The sequence below is a fragment of the Aquiflexum lacus genome (assembly GCF_015476655.1).
In the GTDB taxonomy this organism is placed as follows: Bacteria; Bacteroidota; Bacteroidia; order Cytophagales; family Cyclobacteriaceae; genus Aquiflexum; species Aquiflexum lacus.
This window is the reverse complement of the sequence record NZ_JABFHF010000005.1, coordinates 114,730-138,381: the sequence shown is the minus strand read 5'-3', so window position 1 is coordinate 138,381 and position 23,652 is coordinate 114,730. Positions and strand designations below refer to the sequence as shown.

Here is a 23,652-nt window from a genome sequence, read left to right as displayed (position 1 = left end):
TGGATATTATTTATATCCAAAAAATTTGGAATTTGACTTTAATTTAAATTTATTTGGTAATTACACCATGATTCACCCCATCAGTTATGAATAAAAAATGGATTTTTGCGGCATCAGCTTTTATAGCTTTCGGTGCATTGTATTATTTTCAGAATAATAGTTCCAATAATGTATCGCAAGAAGATGAACCTCTGAATGAAATCATTATCGAGGAAGAAGAGGAAGAGCACTTACTATATGGTATCAAAGTCAATGAGCTAGATATCATCGAAGGTGTAGTAGGAAAGAATGAAACATTATCTTCTATATTGGCTCCTTTCAATGTTTCCTACCAAATCATCGATGAAATTGCAAGGAAGTCAAAGGATGTTTTTGATGTCAGAAAAATCGCTTTCAACAAAAAATTCACCGTTCTCAGTTCAAAGGATACTTCTTTGGCCCAATTCTTTATTTATGAACCCAATCCAGCGGAATATGTGGTTTTCAAATTGGATGCAGGGGAAGTTTACAAAGAAGAAAAACCGGTAGAATGGAAAAAAGTAGAAATCGGCGGAACCATCAGCAGTAATCTTTATGTGAATATGACTGAATTAGGACTTAGCCCCGATCTGATCAATCAATTTGCTGATTTGTATGGATGGATGGTGGACTTTGGAAGCCTTCAAAAAGGGGATAAGTTCAAAGTTGTGTTTTCTGAAAAATTAGTAGAAGATCAAACGGTGGGAATCGGGGACATTGAAACTGCTTTTTTCGAGCATAAAGGAACTCCTTATCACGCCATTCCTTTTGAGCAAAATGGTGAAAGGTCTTTTTTCGATCAGGAGGGAAACAGTTTCAAAAAAGCATTCTTGAAATATCCGGTAAAATACACGAGAATCAGTTCAGCATATAATTTGAAGAGATTTCACCCTGTACAGAAAAGATACAAGGCTCATTTGGGAACTGACTTTGCAGCACCTACCGGAACTGAAATCAGAACGGTAGGGGACGGAACAGTCATCGAAGCAAGATACACAAGCGCAAATGGGAACTTCGTCAAAATCAAACACAACGGAACCTATACGACCCAATACCTCCACATGTCCAAAATTGCCTCAGGAATGAAGCCTGGTGCAAGGGTAAGCCAAGGTCAGGTCATCGGATATGTTGGCAGTACCGGTTTGGCGACCGGACCCCACCTTTGCTTCAGATTCTGGAAAAACGGAAAGCAAGTAGACTGGCAGAGAGAGAAAATCCCACCATCTGAGCCGATTTTTAATGAAAACAAGTTGGCATTTGAGCAAGTAAAAATGGAAAAGGAAAGGCAGATTGCTGCTATCCCATACAGTGCTGCACCTACAAAGTTGGTAGCTAAAAATAATTAACATAAGTAGTGCTAATATTTATGAATGGGCTTAGGGAAGGTATTCTCTAAGTCTGTTTTTTTATTTTTCTAGGCAATTTGCTACCGATGACAGATTTTGACATTGATGGTTTAGAACTACAAATGCCATTCAAATATTATTCAGGACTTTGCCTTGTCCCCTCGATCCCGACAACAGTACGGGAGAGAGATCTAATGCCCTCTTTGATGTCATTACCCCTTTTGTAAATGCCAATTTTCTCCACTACCAATGACAGATTTTGAAATTGATGGTTTAGGACTACAAATAGCATTCAATTCTATTACAGGACTTTGCCTTGTCACCTCGACGTCAGGAGAGGTCTGCAGCCCACCTAGATGTCACAACCTTTTCTGTAAATGCTAATTTTCATAACTACCATTGACGTAGTTTTCTTAATATTTCTCCTTCTCTTAAATCTCAGGTCTGCAATAGATGTCTCCTGTCGTCGACATGACAAGGACAAATATTATGGGGAATTAAACGTTCAATTTTAGATTGGCCCAAATGTCATCAATCGTCTATCTTTAGGCCTCTTCCCTCAAATCCTTTTTTTCGGTTCATGGTTCCCCGATACTCGGGGCAGGCTTTGGCTCTTGGTTCTAAAATCTCGCTTCTCATTTACCAAAGCCCATATCAAAAAAAAGGACCTCCCAGAAGGAGGCCATTTTTACTTATCTATCTCGCAAGTTTAAAAAATATATTCTTTGTGGTTATTTTCTTCCTTTTAGGTGAAGTTCTGTTCTCCTGTTTTCCTGATGCATCGCTTCGGTGCAGGGAACAGATCCACAATCATTTATCGGTTGGGATTTTCCAAACCATTCGTATTGCATTCTGGCAGCATCCACCCCCCTGTTGACCAAATACTCCATTACTGCCTTGGCCCTTCTTTCGGCCAGTTTCATATTATAGTCTTCATTGCCTCTTTGGTCAGTGTGACCGGCAAGGTACAATTGAAGGTTTTTCATTTTGTTGAGCATGATCCCAACCCTTTCAAGGTCTTTTTGATGGACAGACCTGATTATTGACTTATCAAAATCAAAATAGACAGTTGGCACAGAATTGAACTCACTTTGTAGGGCTTCAAAAAGATCCGATTCATCACAAACATCTTTGCCAATCAGCTCTTTTGGAAATTCGTATTCTTTATCCTTATCAGTAAATGCCTCCAAAACAAGCTCACTTCTTCTGTTCAATTGATGTTTGGTCTCAGGACATGGGACGCCATCTCCGCAATCGTTGATCAGGTTTTCCTCACCGAACCAATCTATTCTTACCCTGTTTTCAGGAATTCCAAACTTGGACAGATACTCTTTTACAGCATCAGCTCTTCTTTGGCTTAAAGCTTTGTTGTATGCATCAGATGCCCTAGCATCTGTATGGGAAGCAACTGCTAGGTCCAAAAAGTCATATTTATTCATCAATTCCGCCATCTTGTCCAATACAGGTTGGGCATCATTTCTGATTTTTGATTTATCCAGATCATAGTACACAATGTCCACCACAACAGGGAGATTGTATGGTATCTTGGCTAACCTGTATTCCCTTTCCAAAACATCCTCTTCCAATCCTATTGTACTCAAGGTGTTATCAGAAATACTGAAATACCCTTTTTTGCTGATGTTCAACTGGAAATTCTTTTCGGGTTCCAACTCGGCTGTCAGTTCACCCTGCTCATTCCTCATCGTAGGAATCATCGCCATGTCATCAACAATACTTAAAGTAGATTCGAATGCTTCACTGATGATATTTCCATCACAATCAATCACCCTTGCGATCAACATTTTGAAAAGATCCTCCACAAGGTAAATGTCATCCAATCCAAGTCCACCAATCCGATCAGAGCTCAAATACCTTTTTCCTTCTGAACTTACATAATACCCAAAATCATCCCTTGGAGAGTTATAAGGCACCCCAAGATTCTCAACATTCTGGAATTCGTCTACTGAAATTGTTGCGCTAAAAATATCCATCCCACCTATTCCGGCATGACCTCTGGAAGAAAAATAGAGCATATTTTCAAAGACTGTTGGATGGCTTTCATTTTGGGAAGTGTTGACAACACTACCCAAATTGACCGCATCACCAAAATTCAGGTCATCATCATAAGTCACATAATACAAGTCAAATCCGCCAAATCCGCCCGGCATATCTGAAGCAAAGTATATCCTTTTTGATCCTTCATCCACGAACGGGTTTTGTACGCCATGTTTTACAAAATCATTGAATGGAAATGCTCTGCTTTCTGAAAGGCTTCCATCATTTGACACTTTGCTGAAATAAATCTCAGGATTGATATCGTATTCACGGTTTCCTTTGATCTTATTGATGTCCCTGAATACGGTGTAAAAGATAATACCATTACTTTCCATCAAACTTGGATCACTTACATGCAGTGCATCCGGTAAGTCTGTAAGGACCTCGGAAATATTTCCGTCTTGATCTGATTTATAGAGACTGAAAAACTCTCTGTCATTGAAACTGCTCTTTTCCGAGCTATAAAGCTTACTTTTCGCATCCAATCTGATCGCCTTTTTTTCGGTTGGGATTACCTGACCCCTGTCGCTTGAAAAGAATTTGATACCCTCACTGTCTGTTTTAAGACCAAAGTCCGAACCATCACTGTTAACCCCTTCTACAGGAACCAATTTGACCTTAGGCTTTTTAGAAGACATTTCCCTCACCATTTGGAAATCAATCTCAGGAAAATCATACTCTTCAAAAGAAGTGGCATTCAGAATATCACCTATTTGATCCCCCTTTCCCACTTTAATAGCTGAGACCAAATAATTGTAATAATCCGATCTTTCCGCTTCTTCACTGCTAACGACGGTTTCCCACCACTGGAATGACTTTTCGTAATCTTGGATCAATTGATAAGTCTCTGCCGCTTTTTTTGCAGTCGCATACCTGGCTTTGCTTTGATATGCTTTTTCATAAGTTTCAGCTGCATGCTGATAATTTTCAAGTTCCAATTGCCTGTCCGCATAGCGTAGCTGTCTGTTTTGGGCAGCTACGAAATGTGATCCAAGAGAAACAAAAAAGAATAATAGACAAAATAGTTTTTTCATGATCAGAACCATCTAGGGTTTTTCATTGTAACTTTTCGGGGAGATAGATAGTAACCGACAGAAAATTCATGAGAATTGTTTCGGTTATTTTGGAGGACATTCAGATTTGCGTCATAAGCATACCCTATCCTTAAATTTTCAGTGGCAAATACTTCAAAAATAAAGGCAACCGCATTTCTTCTGCTTAAGTTGCTTTCAAGGTTGTCATTCCAAACATGGAGATTAGATCTGTAAGATGCACCTATCCAAAGTCTTTCCATAAACAATAGCATGCCATTTAAATCCACATTGGTTGGTGCTCCTTTTACCTCTTTTACAAGAAAAGAAGGTTTGAACTGAATGTTGTCGGTAATTGGAACCATCATGCCTGCTGTTAAAAAGAAATGCAAGTCATGGAAAGCAAGTGCAATATCTTCACGCTCCAAAGCCCTTCTTCCTATCATGTTGTAGCTACTTAGTCCGGCATAAAATCTATTGTTGTGAAAGAATAATCCAACATTCATATTTGGACTGAACATGTTGTTGATTCCTCCTGGTATTTCCACATCATCGCCATCCAAAGGATCCAACAGGTCTCCATTGATCTGATACTGTGATGCACCTGCACTGACACCGAGTCCAAGAAATGACTCCTTACCAGTCTGTATCCTGTAGGAGTAGGTAAGCAAACCGGTCGTGGTACTTGTTGGACCCATTTGGTCACTCAGGACTGAGGCCCCGAAACCCATCATGCCTTCATTGGCACTAAGGTCAGCAGTGACTGTAAATGTCCGAGGTGCACCGGGAAAATTATTCCATTGATTTCTATAGGTACTCTGAATATATCCCTGGTTTTTATAGCCTGCATACGCAGGATTAATGTGCAAGCCATTGAATATATATTGGCTGAACTGTGGCAGCTGCTGCCCCATTGCCTGACCGGAAGCCAAGAAGGCGACCATCAAACAAACTCCAATGAGATTTAAATTTCTTTTCATTCCTGCGAGATTTATTTTTTGATTACCTGTATCCATCCTTTAAATTCATGGACCCTACCTTCACTATTAGTGCCTTTCAGCACATAGAAATACGTACCTGCTACCAGACCCTGCGCGCTCCAATTATTTTCATAATTTTGATCCTCATATACATGGTCTCCATAACTATTGAAGATTACTATTTCTGTTCTACTGAATTTTTGAAGGCCTTTGATAACAAATCTGTCATTTTTCCCATCGCCGTTAGGCGTGATGACATTGGGTATAAAGAAAGGATTGATCTGATTTTGATCTTCAGCCACATTATCCAATGGGTTGGTATCTTCCTCAGCAGATGAAACAGTGACCCTGTTTGTGATATTCAATGGATTCTCTCCATTAAGTTCATTGGCTTTGACCCTGATATAGAAGACAATATTAGCACCTGCAGGAAGGACCGGGACCAGGAACCTTACCCGAGATCCACTTACTTCTGTATTGACGCTGATCCCAGCATCACTGGCAGTAAATCTTGAGCTTACATAAGTCACTGAGCTTGGAAGGTCATCGATAACTTCCACAGCTGTGGCATCATTACTTCCTTGGTTGGCCACAGTAATCTCATATTCAAATTCATCACCTTCAAAAATCTCTAATCCATTTGAGGTTTTTGTAACACTTAAGTTGACATCAGATTCCACCAGTCTAAAAGTCACAAATGCTTCATCGGAATTGGTAGGATTAAGACTTTCTCTAAGAATATACTTTAAGGTATATTCTCTGACTTCATTCACTCCAGGAAGAAGACTCAATTCCCCTTGTTCATTGGTAAGGAGGCCGATGATGCCATCCAACTCAATGAATTCAAAGTTGACTTCTTCGAAATTAACAGGAGATCCATTGAGGAGGTCATTTTCAAGTATTCTACCCAAAACCCCTCCAAAATCAGCTGGGAACTCACCAAATTCATCATCATTGGCAATAATTTGATTCGCTGTGGCGCCCACTATGGCATCATCCTCAGCAGTAACATCATTGCCTTGTGGGTCTTGGGCGGTAACGAATACTGCGTTCAAGACGCTTCCCGCAGTCAAGTCCCCGGCTTGAACCTCGTAGGAAGTCTCAAAAACCACAGATTGGCCCGGAGCTAAATTGGGTATGGTTTCCTCAAAACCTGTAAGAGGATCAGTTACAGATACATTTGTCAAAGAAATGTTTCCTGTATTCGTGACAGTAATTGTGTAATTCAACACATCACCAATTACGGAATAAGTTTCCTCCACAGCTTCTTTGAGGATACTAATGCCACCGACCTGCGTAAATATTTGGATATCCTCATCAGTCGCTTCTATTACTTTATCATTATAGTCTCCTGTGACTGTAGCGATATTTGTAAAAGATCCGGAATCAATATCTTCCTGAGTAAGGACATATTCGGCTGAGAAAGTTGTGCTATCACTTTCTCCGGGTGCCAAAGATTCCAATGGACCACCAATTATCTCAACCTTAGGATCATCAATGGTAATATTTGTCAAGGTTACTTCACCGTTATTGGTGATCGTAAAGGTGTAGACTATTTTATCACCTGCATTGATTGTTCCGTTGCCATCCTCATCTACAAGTGTACCTGATTTTTCGAATTCGAAACTACAATTGTTAACAGTAATGGAAACAGGAACTCTTGGACCTGTACAATCAGCTGTAGATCCTTCAGCTACCCATATAGTATAGGTTCCGGTAGTGGAAGCATCAACTTCAAACCCTGATAAAGCATCTATTCCTTCTTCTTCGGTAAAGAAAAATACCGTGTATTCTCCGTCTTCTCCTTGGTTGCTGGGCAAAATCAAAGTATTGAAATTCGGAACATCATCACCAAGACAGAATTCAAAAAGGTCAGCACCTTCATTGATTGGATCGGAATTTACGATGGTAACCTGAATGTTAAATTCATATATACAATCACTGGAATTGGCAGGGATGGCATAGTATGTTCCAGTAACCGCAGGGAATGGATTATTTTCATCAAATTCCTTGTCCTTGGTGGCATCAGATCCATCAAAAAATCTGACACCGGATGGGAATGAACTTCTGATATCAGAAACTGCTACCCCATTTTCAGGATCAATATTACAATACTCAAAATCTAAAAAGAGATTAAAGTCACTACAGTTTGCCTGAACAAATTCTGAAACCCCAGAAAAATTCAATATCAAAGCTTCCTGAATAGGTTCTCCTTCACAATCACCATCCAAAAATCCTTGCGTCAATTGAATTCCAGTGAATTCAGTTTCTGAAATTTGACCTTTACCTGATAGACTTCCATTGATAGCAACAAAAGGCTCACATTCTTCATTGGTCAAAATAAAACAGTCTTCAGTTGCTTTTAGGGTGTAGGTAAGTGTTGCAAAAACATCATTGATGTTTTCTGATAATGGTATCTCTCCAATCTCCCATACTATCGAACCTGTTGGACCCAATTCAGGATCGAAATAAGGAGCATTTACGGTATTAGGAGTGAAAAACACTTCAAAATCAGCACTTACAAAGGTCGTGGTAAAGGGGACAGGAATAACGAGCTTACCATTTTCAATGGCTTCTGTTCCCAAATTCCTGATCTCCAATGAATAGCCAATTTCTTCTCCAGGTCGAACTGATGGATTTTCACTTGGATTCTGCCCCCCAATGGCTACAATTTCATTGAACCCTTGTATCTCAGGAACATAGGAATCAACTGAAAAAGCTATGGCATAAATATTATAAACATCCCTATTGGTTCCATACCTAAAAGTTGTTGAAGTCTGTGCATTCGCTATAATTGAGTTATCAGGATTTGGCACATCCCACATCGCAATGTCAATACCTGTGTTGTTTAAGAAATTTGGATTTCGCGGATTCGCCACCAAACCTCCGGCATTATCTCTAACAGGCGTATAAATAGATGAATTGAAAAAGTTATTTGTACTATTTAAAGGATGTCGCAATCTTACCCATTCTGAATCAGCTGCATTTCTGATTTCAAGATAATCACCGCTTAGTCCTCTTTCTCCTTCTCCTCCCATAACCCCTAACTTAAGGTTAACGGCTCCATTTTGAACGGCATTGAAACCATCAATTTTCAATTCCCCGGTTGTATCATCGATGTTGTTCGGAGAAAGAACAAATGAATATCCGTCAAAAACAGTCACATCTCTCCAATCCATCTTAGAGTTTTCATAAACAACGATAATTCCCCAGTGTCCATAATATCCAACAGGTCCACCATTTCCTTCAGAAAGAGCGATATCCGCAATGGTATACTCTCCGATTCCATTTGCTTTGACATATTGCGTAACATCGGTGTAACCAACATACATGTCCTCCAAGTCATTGAATGGGTAAAGAATATTGTTATTTGAGGCTGTGACAACGGAATACTCAGATGAAGCCGGTCCTTTGATTTTGACCTTTCTCTTATCAAATCTGACAGAAGTTACAATATCAGGAATGTGCTCTCCATTAGCCGAAAGCCTGATGTAATTCAAACCACTTCTGTAAAACTCAGAGAAAGCATTGGTTTCATTGATCCTCTGCATACTGTCAAAGGTCAGCGTCATGTCGCCATCGGTGATTTCGACCGGATCAAAAGTAAGGATGGAAATATTGTCCAATCTTTCGACAACTTGATTGGTCAGTGTAATCCAAGGCCCATTACCGATTCTATACCTTCCCGGATTTGTCTCAAGGTTCCTGAATTCAAAAGCAAATGAATCACCTCCAGCATTGGAAATAAAATTGAACCTTGGTAACCTGTTGTTTTCAGATCCACCTCTGGAAATAGACATGGAATAATTGGTGAAATTCACATCATCCAAGTGATACACCAATTGCTCTTGGTCAGAAACGCTTTCAACTTGATTTCCTGGTTCGGAACTGGTTATGACATCAAATTCCACCCCGACCCTAGGCTTAGCCCTTCCTGACCAGTATAATCCCGCATAGAGGATTTCAGAGCAGTTGGGGTCGGCACCATTCTCTTGTGAAAAAACCAGGGTGGCCGCAGAAGAATTCAACGTAGACTCATCTCCGTCAATGTCTACATACACCATCTCATTTTGAGAATTGTTAACTTTGGTTTGATCCTGTAAAGTGAGGTTTGTATTTCCTATGATGGCAAAATCACCTCTGATCTTAAAGATATTATTTTGAGGTGCAGGATTTCCTACTCTATGTGTAAAAGGAATCCTATTGTCATTTTGCGCAAAAGACAAAGTACTGAGGAATAATAAGGTTATTACTAAATAGAAATTAGTAAAGAACGTCCTGTTGATAAAATTGATCTGTAGCTTTTTCATTTTTCTCCTGTTTAAAAATTACATGATCGAATTAACTGTAAAAAGAAATATGTACTGACCTTCCTCAAACCCAGAAACCATTGCAGAAACTTCTTCCTGAGTCAGCGGAATTGTAGAATTGATAAGTACATAATATAGATTGAAGAAATTTTTGAGCATATCAGGATTCAGTCTCAATCCAGATTTATCCTGCTCCTTTGTAAGGTTGACCTGTAAGAGTTTTACAGTTCGAAAAATATCCTCAGAATTGGCAACAGATCCCAAATCAGAAGCATCAACTGAAGCTCTTTGTGGAAATCCTGATCTTACTTCCTGAATTCCTCCACTCCTAATCAAAATAGCCGGAACATTATCGTATAATAATGTCTGCAGGTATTCAGTGTTTTCCATACCCTCATCTAAAATATACTTTTCAAGAAGTATGGGACTTTGAGCTTGGAGTTTGGTCAATGAAAAAAAGAGGACTCCAAAGATAAGCGTGAATTGAAGAAACAACCTGTTGAAGATTTTTCTATCAGCGAGCGTGAGATAGTTTGCCATAGCAATAATATTTAAATAAAATGTAAAGGCGGGTGAGATAGATAGAAGCCTTAAATTTGAATTAGGGTGATGATTGAAAGGTGAAATACAATTATCAGGTGTAAAAATACATTTAAATGTTTTTCATTTCCAAATATTTATCAAAAAATTTTATTTAAAATGCATTTTTTTGCATTTATCTTGATTTTTAAAAATTTAAAACCTAGTAATATATGAGTGTTTTTGAAATAAAAAAAGGCTTTCTCAAGCCTTTTTGATTTTTCTTACATTTTCTTTCTTTAATTGTCTGAGATATTCTTTAATCAATCTCATTCTTTGATTATCTCCCAATAAACTTTGAGGAATAATCCTTTCCAAACTCCAATTCATAATTTAATTGTTTTTTAAGGTGATAAAGTAATAACGTTAAATCTAGGGAATGGTTTTTGACAAAATGTAGATTGAAATTGATTATTAACTCAAACTGAAGTAAATAGAGCTTCGGAATCTAAATAGATTACTGAATTAATCTTCGGTCGAATTCCTTCTATTTTAAAACCTTCAATTTAAAAAAATAATGAACCCAGATAATTCCATCGTACAGCAACACATCAATGAGATTTTTTCAGCCCAAAAAGTCCAGGCTTTAAAAATGCGAAACAGCACCCCTCTGTTGAGAATCGCACTTTTAAAAAAGTTACTGAATTGGATCAAAATCAATCAGGAAGACATTAGAAGGGCTGTATTTGCTGACTTCAAAAAACCGTACCCTGAAATTGACATCAGTGAAATCTATGTGGTTACCAATGAAATCAACCATGCCATCAAGCACTTAGAAGGTTGGATGAAGCCCAAGAAAGTACCTACTCCAATTATAATGCTCGGAGCCAAATCACAGATTCAATTTGAACCCAAAGGGACCTCACTGATCATTGCGCCTTGGAATTACCCTTTCAATCTTGCCATTGGCCCTTTGGTGTCTGCTCTGGCCGCCGGATGTACTGCCATCATCAAGCCCTCCGAAATGACACCGCATACCTCAGCTTTGATAAGAAGACTTGTAGAAGAGACTTTCGACAAAAGCCTCGTAGCTGTAGTTGAAGGGGAGATTCAAGTTTCACAGATGCTACTCGCAAAACCATTTGACCATATTTTTTTCACAGGTAGTCCGGCTGTTGGGAAAATAATCATGAAGGCTGCTGCAGAAAATCTCAGTTCTGTAACATTGGAACTTGGAGGAAAATCACCAACTATCATTGACCAAAAATCGGACTTGTCCGATGCTGCAGAAAAGGTCATTTATGCTAAATTTTTGAATTGTGGACAGACCTGTATTGCCCCTGATTATGTCTTGGTGCACGAATCGGTAAAGGACAATTTTCTAAGCTTACTCAAAGCACAAATTCAAAAAATGTATGACCCCAAAAATAAGGGCATTCAGCATTCAAAAGATTATGCAAGAATTGTCAATTCAAAACACATCAATAGAATCAAAATTCTACTTTCTGATGCAGAAAAAAAAGGGGCTGTTCTGTATTCAGGTGGTAGCTATAAGGAGACTGAGAAATATTTTGAGCCAACTATCATCACTAACCTGACAGAAGATATGGAAATTATGCAGGAAGAAATATTTGGTCCAATTCTCCCTGTTCTTGGTTATACCGATCTGGAGGAGGCAATCACTTATATCAACCTGAAGCCAAAACCACTGGCACTATACCTGTTCACAACAGAAAAGGCAATTCAGAAAAAGGTTTTAAAAGAAACTTCTTCAGGAGGTGCCGTCATCAATGATTGCTCACTTCATTTTCTTCAAAACGAACTGCCGTTTGGGGGAGTTAAAACCAGCGGATTCGGAAAAGCACATGGCTACGCTGGATTTCTAGCGTTCAGCAACGAAAAATCTGTGATGAAGCAAAGAATAGGTATGACTTCAATCAAACCATTGTATCCTCCTTATGGCATCACAGGAAAGAAAATAATAGATGGACTGCTAAAATGGTTTTAGTAATGATATGAATAAATGAGCCACTTTACCAAAGACATTAATTTAACCACCTGCTTTCATAAAATATCAATGCTCAAAATCAATACAATCCTTTTAACAGCATTCCTGATGGTGATGACAACCAAATCAATATATGCCCAAAACCGAGTTAGAGATTTTGGGATAAATATTGGGGTACTTCCTCTAGGTGAAAATAATGCAATTACGGATGTAGATGGTGTTATGGTAGGTCATTTTACCAAAATTGACGGTTCCTCAATCCGGACAGGGGTGACAGCAATACTACCTCATCAAGGTAACATGTTTCAGGAAAAAGTCCCTGCGGCGGTATTTGTAGGCAATGGTTTTGGTAAATTAGCAGGAAGCACACAAATAGAAGAACTCGGTAATATTGAAAGTCCTATAGTTCTTACCAATACATTAAGTGTAGCCGCCGGACTACAAGGAATCATTGAATATACCCTGAGACAACCCGGAAATGAAAAAGTACAATCTGTCAATGGGGTAGTAGGGGAAACCAACGATGGAACTTTGAATGACATCAGAGGGCAACATATCAGTAAAGAAGAGGTGCTTTTTGCCATAGAAAATGCAAAATCAGGGATTGTTGAAGAAGGAAATACAGGTGCAGGAACGGGAACCGTATGTTTTGGATTCAAGGGTGGGATTGGAACCTCTTCCAGAAAACTGCCAGAATCTCTTGGTGGATATACTGTCGGCGTTTTAGTCCAATCTAATTTTGGTGGGATTTTACAAATTGATGGAGTGCCTGTAGGTGTTGAATTAGGAAAATATAGTTATATCAACCATTTGGCTTCTGCAGATGGTTCATGTATGATTGTAGTCGCTACAGACGCACCTGTGAATGAAAGAAATCTGAAAAGAATCGCCCAAAGGGCAATGATGGGCTTGGCAAAAACAGGAGGGATTGCCTCCAACGGATCAGGAGATTATGTCATTGCTTTTTCGACTTACACTGAAAATCTGATCAAACATCAAAGACCATCTTTTCACCTTGACCAAAACACATGCCTCAGAAATGACGACATGAGCCCCTTATTTTTGGCGACCATTGAAGCGACTGAGGAAGCTATTATCAATTCCTTGTTTACTGCAACAGACATGATTGGTAAAGATGAAAACTCCATAAAAGCTATACCTATACATGAAGTCATTTCCATCATGAAAAAATATAACAAAGTAAAAATTCAATGATCTGAATTCCTAAAGCTCATCTAACCTCTCCAAATAAAACTCAGCTTGATCCAAAATCGCTGATTTGTCCTTCATTTTTTCCCAAGTTCTGTACATCATCCCAATTCTTGGGTTCTTGGCTAACTTATCTGTATTTCGATTATAAAAATGCCAATAAAGACTGTTGAAAGGACATGCCTTCTTACCAATTTTTAACTTTTTATCATAGTGACAGCCTTGACAGTAATCGCTCATTTTATCTATATAATTGGCAGAGGACACATAGGGTTTGGTTCCTACAATTCCGCCATCTGCAAATTGACTCATGCCTCGGGTGTTTGTAATCTCCACCCATTCAATCGCATCGATATAAATGCCCAAATACCATTGGTCCACTTCATCCGGATCAATCCCCGCCAACAAAGCGAAATTACCCGTGACCATCAGTCTTTGAATGTGGTGGGCATAGGCCGATTTGAGGGATTGGCTTATACTGTGTTTGAGGCAGTTCATTTTAGTTTTACCCGTCCAAAAGAAATCAGGAAGCTTTTGATCATGCCCAAAATAATTCATTGATCCAAATTCAGGCATCTTTGCCCAATAAATCCCACGCATATATTCTCTCCAGCCAATTATCTGACGGATAAAACCCTCTACTTGCGCAATCGAAACCGAATCTTGATGGCATTCGAAATATCTTTCCACTTGACTGACCACTTCCAAAGGTGAGAGCATTTTGGTATTGAGACTGAAGCTGAGTCTGCTATGAAATAAGAATTCATCACCACTGTACATCGCATCCTGATATTCTCCAAATCTTTTAAGTAAATGCTCACAGAAATAATCGAGCACCTCAAGGCTTTCTCCTCTCGATACTGGCCAATCAAAATTGTTCTCATCAATGGCACCAATCGTCTCAACTTCCATTGTCTCCAACAGCGCTGTAATTGATGAAACATTTTTGGGAAAAACTTTTGGTTTTTTTAGCAATAAGGGATCTTTGAGTTTATTCCTGTTTTCCTGGTCATAATTCCATTTTCCTGTCAAGGGCTCTTTGCCATCCATCAGGATTTTATATTTTTTTCTCATTTCTCTGTAAAAAGTCTCCATGAGATAAGTCTTCTTCCCTTTAAAAAAAGCTGCAAGAAAAGCCCTTTCCGTCAAGAAGTGTTCTGAATCATATTTTTTGAAGGAAATGTCAAGATGCTTACAGAAATCGTCCAACTGAATATCTAGCCTATATTCGTCAGGAAGCTGATACTCAAAATGGGTTATATGATGCTTATTGATTACAAAGGAAAGGTTTTCGGAAAGGTTTTGGGTATTGTTTTCATCATCAAGATTCCAATACAGGACTTGATGCCCCATATCTTGAAGATCTACCGAAAAACTTCTCATCGCTAAAAAGAAACCTACAACTTTTTGGATGTGATGTTTCACATACCCTGTTTCCTGTTTCATTTCCATCATCAGATATAAAATGTCAGGATCTGTTTCAGCAAACCATGAATGTTGTATGTTAAGTTGATCTCCTAACACGAGCCTTAAAGTCTTCCCCATAAGAATGTTTTATTTCTTAAAGAAAAGCTTTAATAATGGAATTTGTTTTACCTGATCAAAGTAACTGTACCTGTTTTTTGAATTTCCTCACCCTTTGAAGTGGAGTAATGAACCTTGTAGACGTAATTGCCATTCGGTAACAACTGACCGTTCAAAAACCCATCCCATCCTTCACTGCCTCTTCCTGCGCTGGAATACAAATGCTCACCCCAATTGTTAAAAATATCCATTTTATAATCTGCAACCCCCTTCATCACCGGATGAAACTTATCGTTGAGTCCATCGCCGTTTGGTGAAAAGGCATTTGGCATCACAAAAAATTCTTCATGCTCTTTAATCCTCACTTCTTCAGTCAATACCGAAGAACATCCATACAGGTCATATGCCCTCAAAACAACTTCAAAATCACCAGAGTTTTTGAATACATGAATTGGATCCTTCTCATGTGATTTGGTCCCGTCTCCAAAATCCCATTCCCAAGCAATAAAATCCTCAGCAATGGCACTTTCAAAAAGCAAAGGTTCATCGACCAAGATTTCATCTTCAAGATCCAACTCTACTTTCCTATAGTTGAATTCCAACCTATCATCGGCAGCAATATTTGAAAAATCCACAGTGACAGTTTCCGAAACAGAACATCCAAAAGCATCCGTTACTTCCACAGTAATCTCTTTTTCATCGGCGATTTGGATTTCCCTTATGTCATCCGAACCATTTTGCCAATGCACCTTATAGGGTGCTTTGCCACCTTTGATACTCACCCATGCCACACCTTTTGCTTCTCCAAGTTCACAATTGATGTCAAGGGCTGTCTCGATTTTTGCTGTCAATTTTTCAGGACCAACTATATTAAAAACCTTCTCTATAGAACATCCATTCGCATCTGTAACTATCACTTCATATTCACCGGGACCTAATTGCTGAATTTTATTTGTTTTACCCCCATTGGACCACAAGTAGGTGTAAGGTGCTTTACCTCCATCTACATTCAACGCAATAAATCCCTCTTCAGAATGAAAACACAATAAATCCGATTTGACCTCTCCACTGACTTCCATCGGACTTGATGCTGCAATTTGAAATGTTTTGAAGACTGAACAGCCCGCTGCATCAGTTATCAATACCTCATAATCCCCAGGGCTTAGTCCTGTATTTGCTTTTGAAGTTGCTCCGTTAGACCACTGAAATTTGTAAGGTGATTTGCCTCCGGATACCTGAACAGCAATTGAACCATCGTCCCCATTAGAACAGGACACGTCCTGAAGCTCTTCTGAGACCTGCATTTCAGCGTGGCTGGATTTGATTTCAAAATAAATTGTCTGATTACAATCAAATTGGTCTGATACCTTGACAGAATAAGTTCCCGGTGTGAGGCCCTTCGCATGCATTTGATTTCTCAATCCATTGCTCCACTCAATTTTATATGGCTCTCCTCTTCCTTTGAGGATATTAATTTTTGCTTCTCCATCATTACTACTGATACAGCTTGCTTCTTTGGTGTTGGCCATCTCAATTTCAAGTGGATAAGGAGGCTGGACAATTATTCTTTCCCGGATTTCATAGCCCAAACTATCCTTAATCCAAACTGAATAAGTACCGGATAAAAGGTTATATCTGTTTTGGACAGTTTCAAGATTATTCCACCTGAATGTATAAGGTGGAACTCCACCATCTACATCCAGGATAATGTGACCCCTATCGGTATGCGTACACAAGGCCAATTGACCACTTACATTTACACTCATGGTACCTGGGCCGGGCCCTGAATTTACCCTTGCATGGTTATCATAATTCTTATCTTTTTCATAATCACCTTTAGGAGCAAAAGACAAATTAAAAAATCCGGTATTTTGGGAATAGGAAATGGTCTGAACCCCCTGACTCAGGATCAGGAATACCAGTAATTTTAATATAAAAATGTGCCTTTTCATTATAAAACTATTTTCAAACAATAGCCTTGTTGCTCTAAGAAAATCTGTCATTGAAAAGCAAAATTTTGCTTTTGGTAAATAGAAATATTATTTTATGTAATTGATATTCATCAAAATGATATTTCTAAATAATCGGGTGATTGATTAATAAAAGAAATTTTATTCCAAAAAAACAACTTATTAAGCAAAAGATTTTTATGCCAAAAGTCTCTTTAAAAACCCTATGAAGATCTGTTTTAATTCCAATTTCAAATTCGGGAAGAGGATTTGCTTTTTTGGTAATATGAAAGAAAAAAAATGGTGCTTTTAACGTTGGGAAAAAAGTTGAATTTTTTTTGATGATGTAGGTTAAATTCTGATTTGATCTGATATTTTTAGATACTTGATATTATTTTGAACCCATTGTATGTTTTAATTAAACAACCAGAATGAGGATCACTTGAGAAATTTTTTTAGATGAAAGAATAACATTCGCTAAAAAATAGATAAAAAAATCCCGACATATTATGCCGGGTTTTATTGAATCTACAGGTATCAAATAATACCTATATCCACTTGATTTTTGAGAATATCAGAGAAGGTTTCTCTCTCTCGTATAATATGTGCTTTTCCGTTCAATATCAGAATCTCGGGCGGCCTTAATCTTGAGTTATAATTGGAAGACATACTGAATCCGTAAGCACCTGCATTTTTTATAGCCAAAATATCTCCCTCTTGAACTTCTTTCAATTTTCGGTCAGCTGCTATAGTGTCTGTTTCACAGATATATCCAACAATGGTGTACACCCTTTCCGGCCCCTCAAGTTTTGAGATATTGACAACATCATGATAGGCATCATACATCATGGGACGAATCAGATGGTTGAGACCTGAATCTACCCCAACGAATGTTGATGCAGGAGTTGATTTGACTACGTTGACTTTTACCAACAAAAGTCCGGATTCAGAAACAAGGAATTTGCCTGGTTCAAACCATATTTCAAGTTCAGTTCCGTATTCCTTACAAAATTTCCTGAATGCAGCAGAAACCTTCTCCCCCACTTCCATAATATCTGTTGAAATATCATGTGGCTTGTAGGCTACCTTAAAACCCCCACCAAAATCCAAAAATTTCAGTTCCTTGAATTCCCTTGCTGCATCAAAAAGAATCTCTGCACCTTTCAAAAACACTTCTGCATCCAGAATATCAGAACCGGTGTGAACATGAAGCCCTATGACATTGAGGTCATATGCCTGTACTACCTTTAATACATGCTTTAATTGAAGGATAGATATACCAAATTTACTGTCAATATGTCCCACTGATATTTTGGCGTTGCCACCGGCAAGAATATGTGGGTTCAACCTGATACAAAGGGGCACCTCATTACCAAAAAAAGTCCCAAAGTGCTCCAGCATTGGAATATTGTCTATATTGATCATTACACCCAGGTCCACCGCAGATTTGATTTCATCAAAAGATACAGAGTTGGGTGTGTACATGATTTCATGCGGATCAAACCCTGCATGAAGGCAGAGGTGTACTTCTTCAATAGATACCGCATCAACACCTGTTCCGGCTTTCTTCATCAGTTTTAGGATATTGATATTGGAAAGGGCCTTGGTTGCGTATTTAATTTTCAAATTTACAGATGAAAAAGCCTTTTGAAGTAGAGAAACTTTTTCCAGAATTTTTTGTCCATCATATACATACAATGGAGTACCATAGGTCTTGGCCAACTCATTCAGAGAAACTCCCTGCATCCTAAATTGCTGATCTTCGATATTCATGAATCTAAATTTTTGAACCGCAAAGATAAGGAATGACAAATAATAAAAAAGAGTTGAACGTCTGCTGAATTTCCTATAATGAATCACAAAAAATCTATCCCGCTCATCAGAAAAATTCAAATAGCTGCAATATTTTTGAAATTGGAGGATTCTTGTCCCGTTAAAAAACGTTAAGCAATTACTATCCTTTATTATTAGCTATAAATTTGTAATATGTCCAAAGCTAAAATGAAATTGATCATCATGCTGATGTCCATCGCAAGCCTTGGCTTGATCGGGTTTCAGTATTATTGGGTAAGCAATGCCCTTAGGATCAATGAGGAAAGATTTGAACAGAACGTTTATCAGTCACTCTCCACTACGGTACTGCAAATCGAAAAAGGTGAAACAAGTGATATTTTTCTCAGCTATTTGGCCAAAGACACTTTGTTACAGCGGTCATTGTTTCAAAAAATAGAACCTATAGTAGTTCAGGTAAGGCAAAGACCCACAGAAAGGAGGCGGCCTTCTGTGATGGATTCCTTGTTGCAGCAGCCTATTCCTCAAATAAGCCAAAGCTTCAAAAGACTGATTGAATCTAGGGGAATGGACCTGTCGCTGTTTGCTGACCTTGATAATTTTTTTACCAACCTGACACCGGAAATAGCCTCAAGTCTTTTTACGCCCGATGAAATGGAAATCCTGCTTGAGGAAAGGCAAAGACAATATCAATACCTTAATCAAGCTGAAACACAATTCCGCAGAAGGTACGGTCTGGGCAGGGATTCTGAATTTATTGAAGAATATAATATTCCAAGAGATGCATTGGATAAAATCCGAAGTGCCAACCTCAAAATTGAATTCATGAACAGGGCTTGGGAAGAACTCTTGGAAGGACAAAAAGACGTCATATCCAGAATAGACACAAGCCAAGTGAAAGGAATTCTAAAAAATAACCTGAAAGAAAGAGGTATAGCCGAACCTTTTGATTTGGGCGTAAGAGAAGACAGCGGTATTCTTATTCCCATCTCAGGTACTTTTGATTCTGCCAAGATCGCCTCAAGTGACCTGCAAGCAAGACTTTTCCCAAGTGATATTTTAGGTAAAGAGAATTACCTTGTGGTACACTTCCCGAGTAAAAATGCCTATATATTCAGACAAATCTGGTTGCCCGTCCTAAGTTCATTGCTTTTTATCGGCATCGTTATATTCTGTTTTGTTTATGCGATCAGGGTGATAATCCGGCAAAAAAATCTTTCAGATATCAAGAATGACTTCATCAATAACATGACCCATGAATTCAAAACTCCAATTGCAACTGTCAGTTTGGCGATAGAAGCGCTACAGGATCCTGAATTGATGAGTCAGGACTCTTTTCGCAAGAGGTATTTGAGTATTATTAAAGATGAGAACAAGCGGTTGGGCGGCCAAGTAGAAAAAGTACTTCAATCCGCAGCCTTGGACAAAAAAGAATTTAAACTCAAATTTGAAAAGCTAAACATTACAGACATTCTTGAAAATGCCAAAAACCAAATTGACCTACAGATTGAAAACAAAGGAGGCAAAATTGAATTGGAAAATGCATTGACCGAACCATACTTGGAAGCAGATACTTTTCATCTTACACATATATTCAACAATCTCCTGGACAATGCCATCAAGTATTCCAATGACAAACCCGAAATCCAAATCAGGTCATGGGATGAAAACGGTAGTATTTTTGTTTCCGTCAAAGACCATGGCATTGGCATGTCAAAAGAATCCATAAAAAAAATATTTGATAAATTCTACCGGGTTCCGACAGGAAACCTCCACGATGTAAAAGGATTTGGTTTGGGTTTGGCTTATGTCAAAACCATGATTGAAGCCCACAAAGGAGAAATTAAAGTGAACAGTGAACCAGGAAAAGGAAGTATATTTACCCTTAAACTACCCAAAACACAATGAGCAAAGCCAAACTACTTGTAGTAGAAGATGACCCAAATCTAGGTGACATACTGCAGGAATACCTGACCATGAAAGGATATGAAACCACCTTATGCAGAGATGGTGAAGAAGGATGGTCAAAGTTTAAAAAAGATAAGTTTGGACTCGCCATTCTTGATATCATGATGCCCAAAAAGGATGGATTCACATTGGGCAAAGAAATAAAAAAAGTACAGGAGGATCTTCCAATCATATACCTCACTGCCAAAAATCTTAAAGAGGACATTATTGAAGGGCTGAAAATAGGCGCGGATGATTACATCACAAAGCCATTTAGCATGGAAGAACTTCTCTTGAGAATTGCCGCCATACTCAGAAGAACCCAAAAATCAGATGAGGTCAATGCCCTTAAAATTTATAATTTCGGTGCTTTTGAACTACATTATGATGAACAATACATTATAAGCCCTTCCGGTACCCATAAATTAACCTCAAAAGAAAATGAGTTGATAAGACTTTTAGCTTCTGAAATGAACAAGCTGGTCAATAGAAGTCATGCCCTGAAGCAGATTTGGGGAGATGACTCTTATTTTAATGCCCGGAGTATGGATGTTTACCTCAGTAAGATTCGAAAAATACTCAAAGAGGATCCCAAAGTTCAGATCATCACCATACACGGTGAAGGATTTAAAATGGTAGTAACAGAATGATTCACTTATTCGAAATCTTAAGGCCATTTTCCATCATAACTTTGTTGTGGATGTTCTTTTTTTCTTGTTCGGAAAAAACTGTTGAAAGTATTCCAAAAGGCATAGAATCGGTAAAAGTATTGGAATCAGAGGACGATCATCTTGAGGAACCGTTTTTATTCACTTCAAATACCGGCCAAACTTATCTGTCTTGGATTGAAAAATCGGCTGATAGGAACCTATTTAAATACGCTGCATTGATAGAAAATAACTGGTCAGACCCCATTTTGATTGCAGAAGGATCAAACTGGTTTGTCAATTGGGCTGATTATCCGCAAATGGCTTCATTTGAAGACGGGACATTGGTCGCCTTCTTTTTGGAAAAAAGTGGTCCCGGAACTTTTGCCTATGACATCAAAGTAACCTTATCCTCCAATGGGATTGATTGGTCTGATCCAATTGTCCTTCATGACGACAAAACCCAAACCGAACATGGATTTGTCTCTATGGCTGCTTGGGGTGAGAATATGCTCATCAGCTGGCTTGATGGTAGAAATACTGGAAATAGCACCGATGATGAACATCATCATGGCCACCAAGGTCAGATGACATTGAGGGCTTCCCTTTTGGATTCAAAAGGAAATAAACTGGATGAGTGGGAATTGGATGAAAGGGTATGTGACTGTTGTCAGACGAGTGTTTCCATGTCTGCAAATGGTCCGGTCATCGTATTTAGGGACAGGTCCGAAACTGAAATCAGGGATTTAGGAATCATTAGATGGCTTGGTGACAAATGGTCAGAAACGAATCCCGTTTATATGGATCTATGGCAAATTGCTGCTTGTCCGGTTAATGGACCAAGGGTGGCCGCCTGGGAAAACCAAGTAGTTGTAGCGTGGTATACTGCTGCAAAAGACAGCCCTGAAGTAAAAGTCGCTATTTCAACAGATAGTGGTGAATCTTTTGTACAAACCACTCGGGTCGATTTGGGAAAAACAATCGGAAGGGTTGATATAGATTGGATCAATGAGGATTTGTCCATGATCACTTGGATGGAAGAAGGGAAAATAATGGCAAGGACAATAACCATTGATGGTAAATTGGGCCAACCCATTCTCATTGCGGAAACTTCAGAAAAGCGTTCAAGTGGATTCCCTCAAATGTCCGTCAATGGCGATCAGGTTTGGTTTGCATGGACTGATGATAGTGCCGAACGGAAAAAAATAAGAATATCCAAATTAACACTATAAAAGCCCTTTGGTTGAACAAATCAACTAAAGGTTATCCAAATATTTTTGTCCCTTTAGGGACATTATGTTGGTAGAAAAAATCAAATTATGATTGATTGTTGTGCCTTTATCTATTCAATATACTAAGCCATCTTAACGAAGCTCTGAATATTCAACAACCCCCAAAAGGGCTTCCATTTTTTCTTTGAGACTAACAATTCTCGTGGAGGGGTAAAGAAATTCAGCTTTTAACAATTGAACATAACTACCTTGAAAGTCTTTTTCGTCAAACTTTTTGATGGCATCGTTGTAATACTGCAAACCTGCCAATTCTTTAAGCCTGATATGGTCAAATGTCTTATTCTCTTTTGTGCTATTTGAGTTTCTACCCAAAACCACAGGCTTATTTGGTTCAATTGATTTTTCTGATGCAATATATTTTTTTTCAAACTGCCCAATTTCAGTTTCCCCAATTATTAATCCATCGTGAACAAATGTACTCTCGATAATAAATGGTATTCCCTCAAATTGACCTTTCAGATATATATGTTCATCTGTTTCAACCAAAATGTAAGGAATACCATAACGCTCTAAAAGTAATGCATAAGCACCTGAACCTGTAACACAATCAAAGACCCCATCTTTCAGTGTTCCTGTAAAAAAGGAATGAGGTGCATAACGCTTCAATAAATGTTGATGGGTTTTATAAAAGATATCCGACAGCAATTGAACATCTACATTTTTTCTTTGAGCTCTTTTATCTAAAACTTTCAAAAGTTTATCCCAACGCTTAAAATCAGGGTTTTCTTCAGGGTTAAGCGCCTGAAGCAGAAGGAAGGGGTCATCTTGGTATTGGGTAAAATATTTCTTTTCTAAATTGGTCTCAAAAAGCGTCAGTTTAATCTTCACATAGTCATCCTGAGACTTTGCATGAAAGCCCAAAAGGAAAATCAATGTAAGGATGCTCAAAAACTTTTTCATGACCGATAGCAAGCATATGATAACTTATGGTTAACCCAAAGTTAACATTAAATTAACATTGATAAAATATTTTGAAGTTATGTTAATGTTAAGTTAACATTGGGGATGAAAATATGTCCTCTTCAG

14 protein-coding genes are annotated in these 23,652 nt (G+C 38.4%); 6 read left to right on the top strand and 8 right to left on the bottom strand.

What is annotated here, in order from left to right; translation table 11 throughout:
* Positions 1-86 precede the first annotated feature (86 nt).
* Positions 87-1,364: a peptidoglycan DD-metalloendopeptidase family protein gene (locus HMJ38_RS06705; protein WP_194973604.1), complete on the top strand. Its 1,278-nt coding sequence runs from the start codon at positions 87-89 to the stop codon at positions 1,362-1,364.
* Positions 1,365-2,095: 731 nt separating this feature from the next.
* Here the strand turns inward: HMJ38_RS06705 and HMJ38_RS06700 are convergent.
* Genes HMJ38_RS06700 through HMJ38_RS06685 form a run of 4 tightly spaced genes read right to left on the bottom strand, consistent with a single transcriptional unit; the run spans position 2,096 to position 10,280 of the window.
* A complete protein-coding gene (locus HMJ38_RS06700; RefSeq protein ID WP_228779925.1) occupies positions 2,096-4,453 on the bottom strand; it encodes an OmpA family protein in 2,358 nt (785 codons plus the stop codon).
* Between the two features lie 2 nt (positions 4,454-4,455).
* Positions 4,456-5,430: a PorP/SprF family type IX secretion system membrane protein gene (locus tag HMJ38_RS06695; protein WP_194973602.1), complete on the bottom strand. Its 975-nt coding sequence runs from the start codon at positions 5,428-5,430 to the stop codon at positions 4,456-4,458.
* Positions 5,431-5,441: 11 nt separating this feature from the next.
* Positions 5,442-9,740 carry a DUF7507 domain-containing protein gene (locus tag HMJ38_RS06690; protein WP_194973601.1) on the bottom strand — a complete coding sequence of 1,433 codons (4,299 nt, stop codon included), beginning with the start codon at positions 9,738-9,740 and terminating at the stop codon, positions 5,442-5,444.
* An 18-nt stretch (positions 9,741-9,758) separates the two neighbouring features.
* Positions 9,759-10,280 carry a hypothetical protein gene (locus HMJ38_RS06685; protein ID WP_194973600.1) on the bottom strand — a complete coding sequence of 174 codons (522 nt, stop codon included), beginning with the start codon at positions 10,278-10,280 and terminating at the stop codon, positions 9,759-9,761.
* Between the two features lie 556 nt (positions 10,281-10,836).
* On the opposite strand from HMJ38_RS06685, the gene HMJ38_RS06680 reads away from it, so the two are divergent.
* Both HMJ38_RS06680 and HMJ38_RS06675 read left to right on the top strand, forming a co-directional pair.
* Positions 10,837-12,267, top strand: a complete 1,431-nt coding sequence (locus HMJ38_RS06680) for an aldehyde dehydrogenase family protein (RefSeq protein ID WP_194973599.1) — start codon at positions 10,837-10,839, stop codon at positions 12,265-12,267.
* Between the two features lie 69 nt (positions 12,268-12,336).
* Positions 12,337-13,482, top strand: a complete 1,146-nt coding sequence (locus tag HMJ38_RS06675) for a P1 family peptidase (protein WP_194973598.1) — start codon at positions 12,337-12,339, stop codon at positions 13,480-13,482.
* A gap of 9 nt (positions 13,483-13,491) precedes the next feature.
* Here the strand turns inward: HMJ38_RS06675 and HMJ38_RS06670 are convergent, their stop codons facing one another.
* The 3 genes from HMJ38_RS06670 to lysA all read right to left on the bottom strand — a co-directional run bounded on the left by HMJ38_RS06670 (position 13,492) and on the right by lysA (position 18,722).
* Positions 13,492-15,021 (bottom strand): cryptochrome/photolyase family protein, encoded by a 1,530-nt coding sequence (locus HMJ38_RS06670; RefSeq protein WP_194973597.1) that lies wholly within the window; start codon positions 15,019-15,021, stop codon positions 13,492-13,494.
* Positions 15,022-15,068: 47 nt separating this feature from the next.
* On the bottom strand, positions 15,069-16,952 hold the full coding sequence (locus HMJ38_RS06665; protein WP_194973596.1) for a T9SS type B sorting domain-containing protein: 1,884 nt from the start codon (positions 16,950-16,952) through the stop codon (positions 15,069-15,071).
* Between the two features lie 534 nt (positions 16,953-17,486).
* Positions 17,487-18,722 (bottom strand): diaminopimelate decarboxylase, encoded by a 1,236-nt coding sequence (gene lysA / locus HMJ38_RS06660; protein WP_194973595.1) that lies wholly within the window; start codon positions 18,720-18,722, stop codon positions 17,487-17,489.
* A 213-nt stretch (positions 18,723-18,935) separates the two neighbouring features.
* Between lysA and HMJ38_RS06655 the strand changes: the two genes are divergently transcribed.
* The 3 genes from HMJ38_RS06655 to HMJ38_RS06645 are packed head-to-tail and all read left to right on the top strand — an operon-like array spanning position 18,936 to position 22,566.
* Positions 18,936-20,648 carry a sensor histidine kinase gene (locus tag HMJ38_RS06655; RefSeq protein ID WP_194973594.1) on the top strand — a complete coding sequence of 571 codons (1,713 nt, stop codon included), beginning with the start codon at positions 18,936-18,938 and terminating at the stop codon, positions 20,646-20,648.
* Positions 20,645-21,337: a response regulator transcription factor gene (locus HMJ38_RS06650; RefSeq protein ID WP_194973593.1), complete on the top strand. Its 693-nt coding sequence runs from the start codon at positions 20,645-20,647 to the stop codon at positions 21,335-21,337. The genes HMJ38_RS06655 and HMJ38_RS06650 overlap by 4 nt, the downstream gene beginning before the upstream one ends.
* On the top strand, positions 21,334-22,566 hold the full coding sequence (locus tag HMJ38_RS06645; protein ID WP_194973592.1) for an exo-alpha-sialidase: 1,233 nt from the start codon (positions 21,334-21,336) through the stop codon (positions 22,564-22,566). The genes HMJ38_RS06650 and HMJ38_RS06645 overlap by 4 nt, the downstream gene beginning before the upstream one ends.
* Positions 22,567-22,698: 132 nt before the next feature.
* On the opposite strand, the gene HMJ38_RS06640 is transcribed toward HMJ38_RS06645, so the two are convergent.
* Positions 22,699-23,526 carry a hypothetical protein gene (locus HMJ38_RS06640; RefSeq protein WP_194973591.1) on the bottom strand — a complete coding sequence of 276 codons (828 nt, stop codon included), beginning with the start codon at positions 23,524-23,526 and terminating at the stop codon, positions 22,699-22,701.
* Positions 23,527-23,652: the final 126 nt, after the last annotated feature.

What these genes read in the sequence shown, in the direction of transcription:
- HMJ38_RS06705 (WP_194973604.1), top strand. Translation starts at nt 87, where the DNA reads ATGAATAAAAAATGGATTTTTGCGGCATCAGCTTTTATAGCTTTCGGT.
- HMJ38_RS06700 (WP_228779925.1), bottom strand. Translation starts at nt 4,453, where the DNA reads ATGAAAAAACTATTTTGTCTATTATTCTTTTTTGTTTCTCTTGGATCA.
- HMJ38_RS06695 (WP_194973602.1), bottom strand. Translation starts at nt 5,430, where the DNA reads ATGAAAAGAAATTTAAATCTCATTGGAGTTTGTTTGATGGTCGCCTTC.
- HMJ38_RS06690 (WP_194973601.1), bottom strand. Translation starts at nt 9,740, where the DNA reads ATGAAAAAGCTACAGATCAATTTTATCAACAGGACGTTCTTTACTAAT.
- HMJ38_RS06685 (WP_194973600.1), bottom strand. Translation starts at nt 10,280, where the DNA reads ATGGCAAACTATCTCACGCTCGCTGATAGAAAAATCTTCAACAGGTTG.
- HMJ38_RS06680 (WP_194973599.1), top strand. Translation starts at nt 10,837, where the DNA reads ATGAACCCAGATAATTCCATCGTACAGCAACACATCAATGAGATTTTT.
- HMJ38_RS06675 (WP_194973598.1), top strand. Translation starts at nt 12,337, where the DNA reads ATGCTCAAAATCAATACAATCCTTTTAACAGCATTCCTGATGGTGATG.
- HMJ38_RS06670 (WP_194973597.1), bottom strand. Translation starts at nt 15,021, where the DNA reads ATGGGGAAGACTTTAAGGCTCGTGTTAGGAGATCAACTTAACATACAA.
- HMJ38_RS06665 (WP_194973596.1), bottom strand. Translation starts at nt 16,952, where the DNA reads ATGAAAAGGCACATTTTTATATTAAAATTACTGGTATTCCTGATCCTG.
- lysA (WP_194973595.1), bottom strand. Translation starts at nt 18,722, where the DNA reads ATGAATATCGAAGATCAGCAATTTAGGATGCAGGGAGTTTCTCTGAAT.
- HMJ38_RS06655 (WP_194973594.1), top strand. Translation starts at nt 18,936, where the DNA reads ATGTCCAAAGCTAAAATGAAATTGATCATCATGCTGATGTCCATCGCA.
- HMJ38_RS06650 (WP_194973593.1), top strand. Translation starts at nt 20,645, where the DNA reads ATGAGCAAAGCCAAACTACTTGTAGTAGAAGATGACCCAAATCTAGGT.
- HMJ38_RS06645 (WP_194973592.1), top strand. Translation starts at nt 21,334, where the DNA reads ATGATTCACTTATTCGAAATCTTAAGGCCATTTTCCATCATAACTTTG.
- HMJ38_RS06640 (WP_194973591.1), bottom strand. Translation starts at nt 23,526, where the DNA reads ATGAAAAAGTTTTTGAGCATCCTTACATTGATTTTCCTTTTGGGCTTT.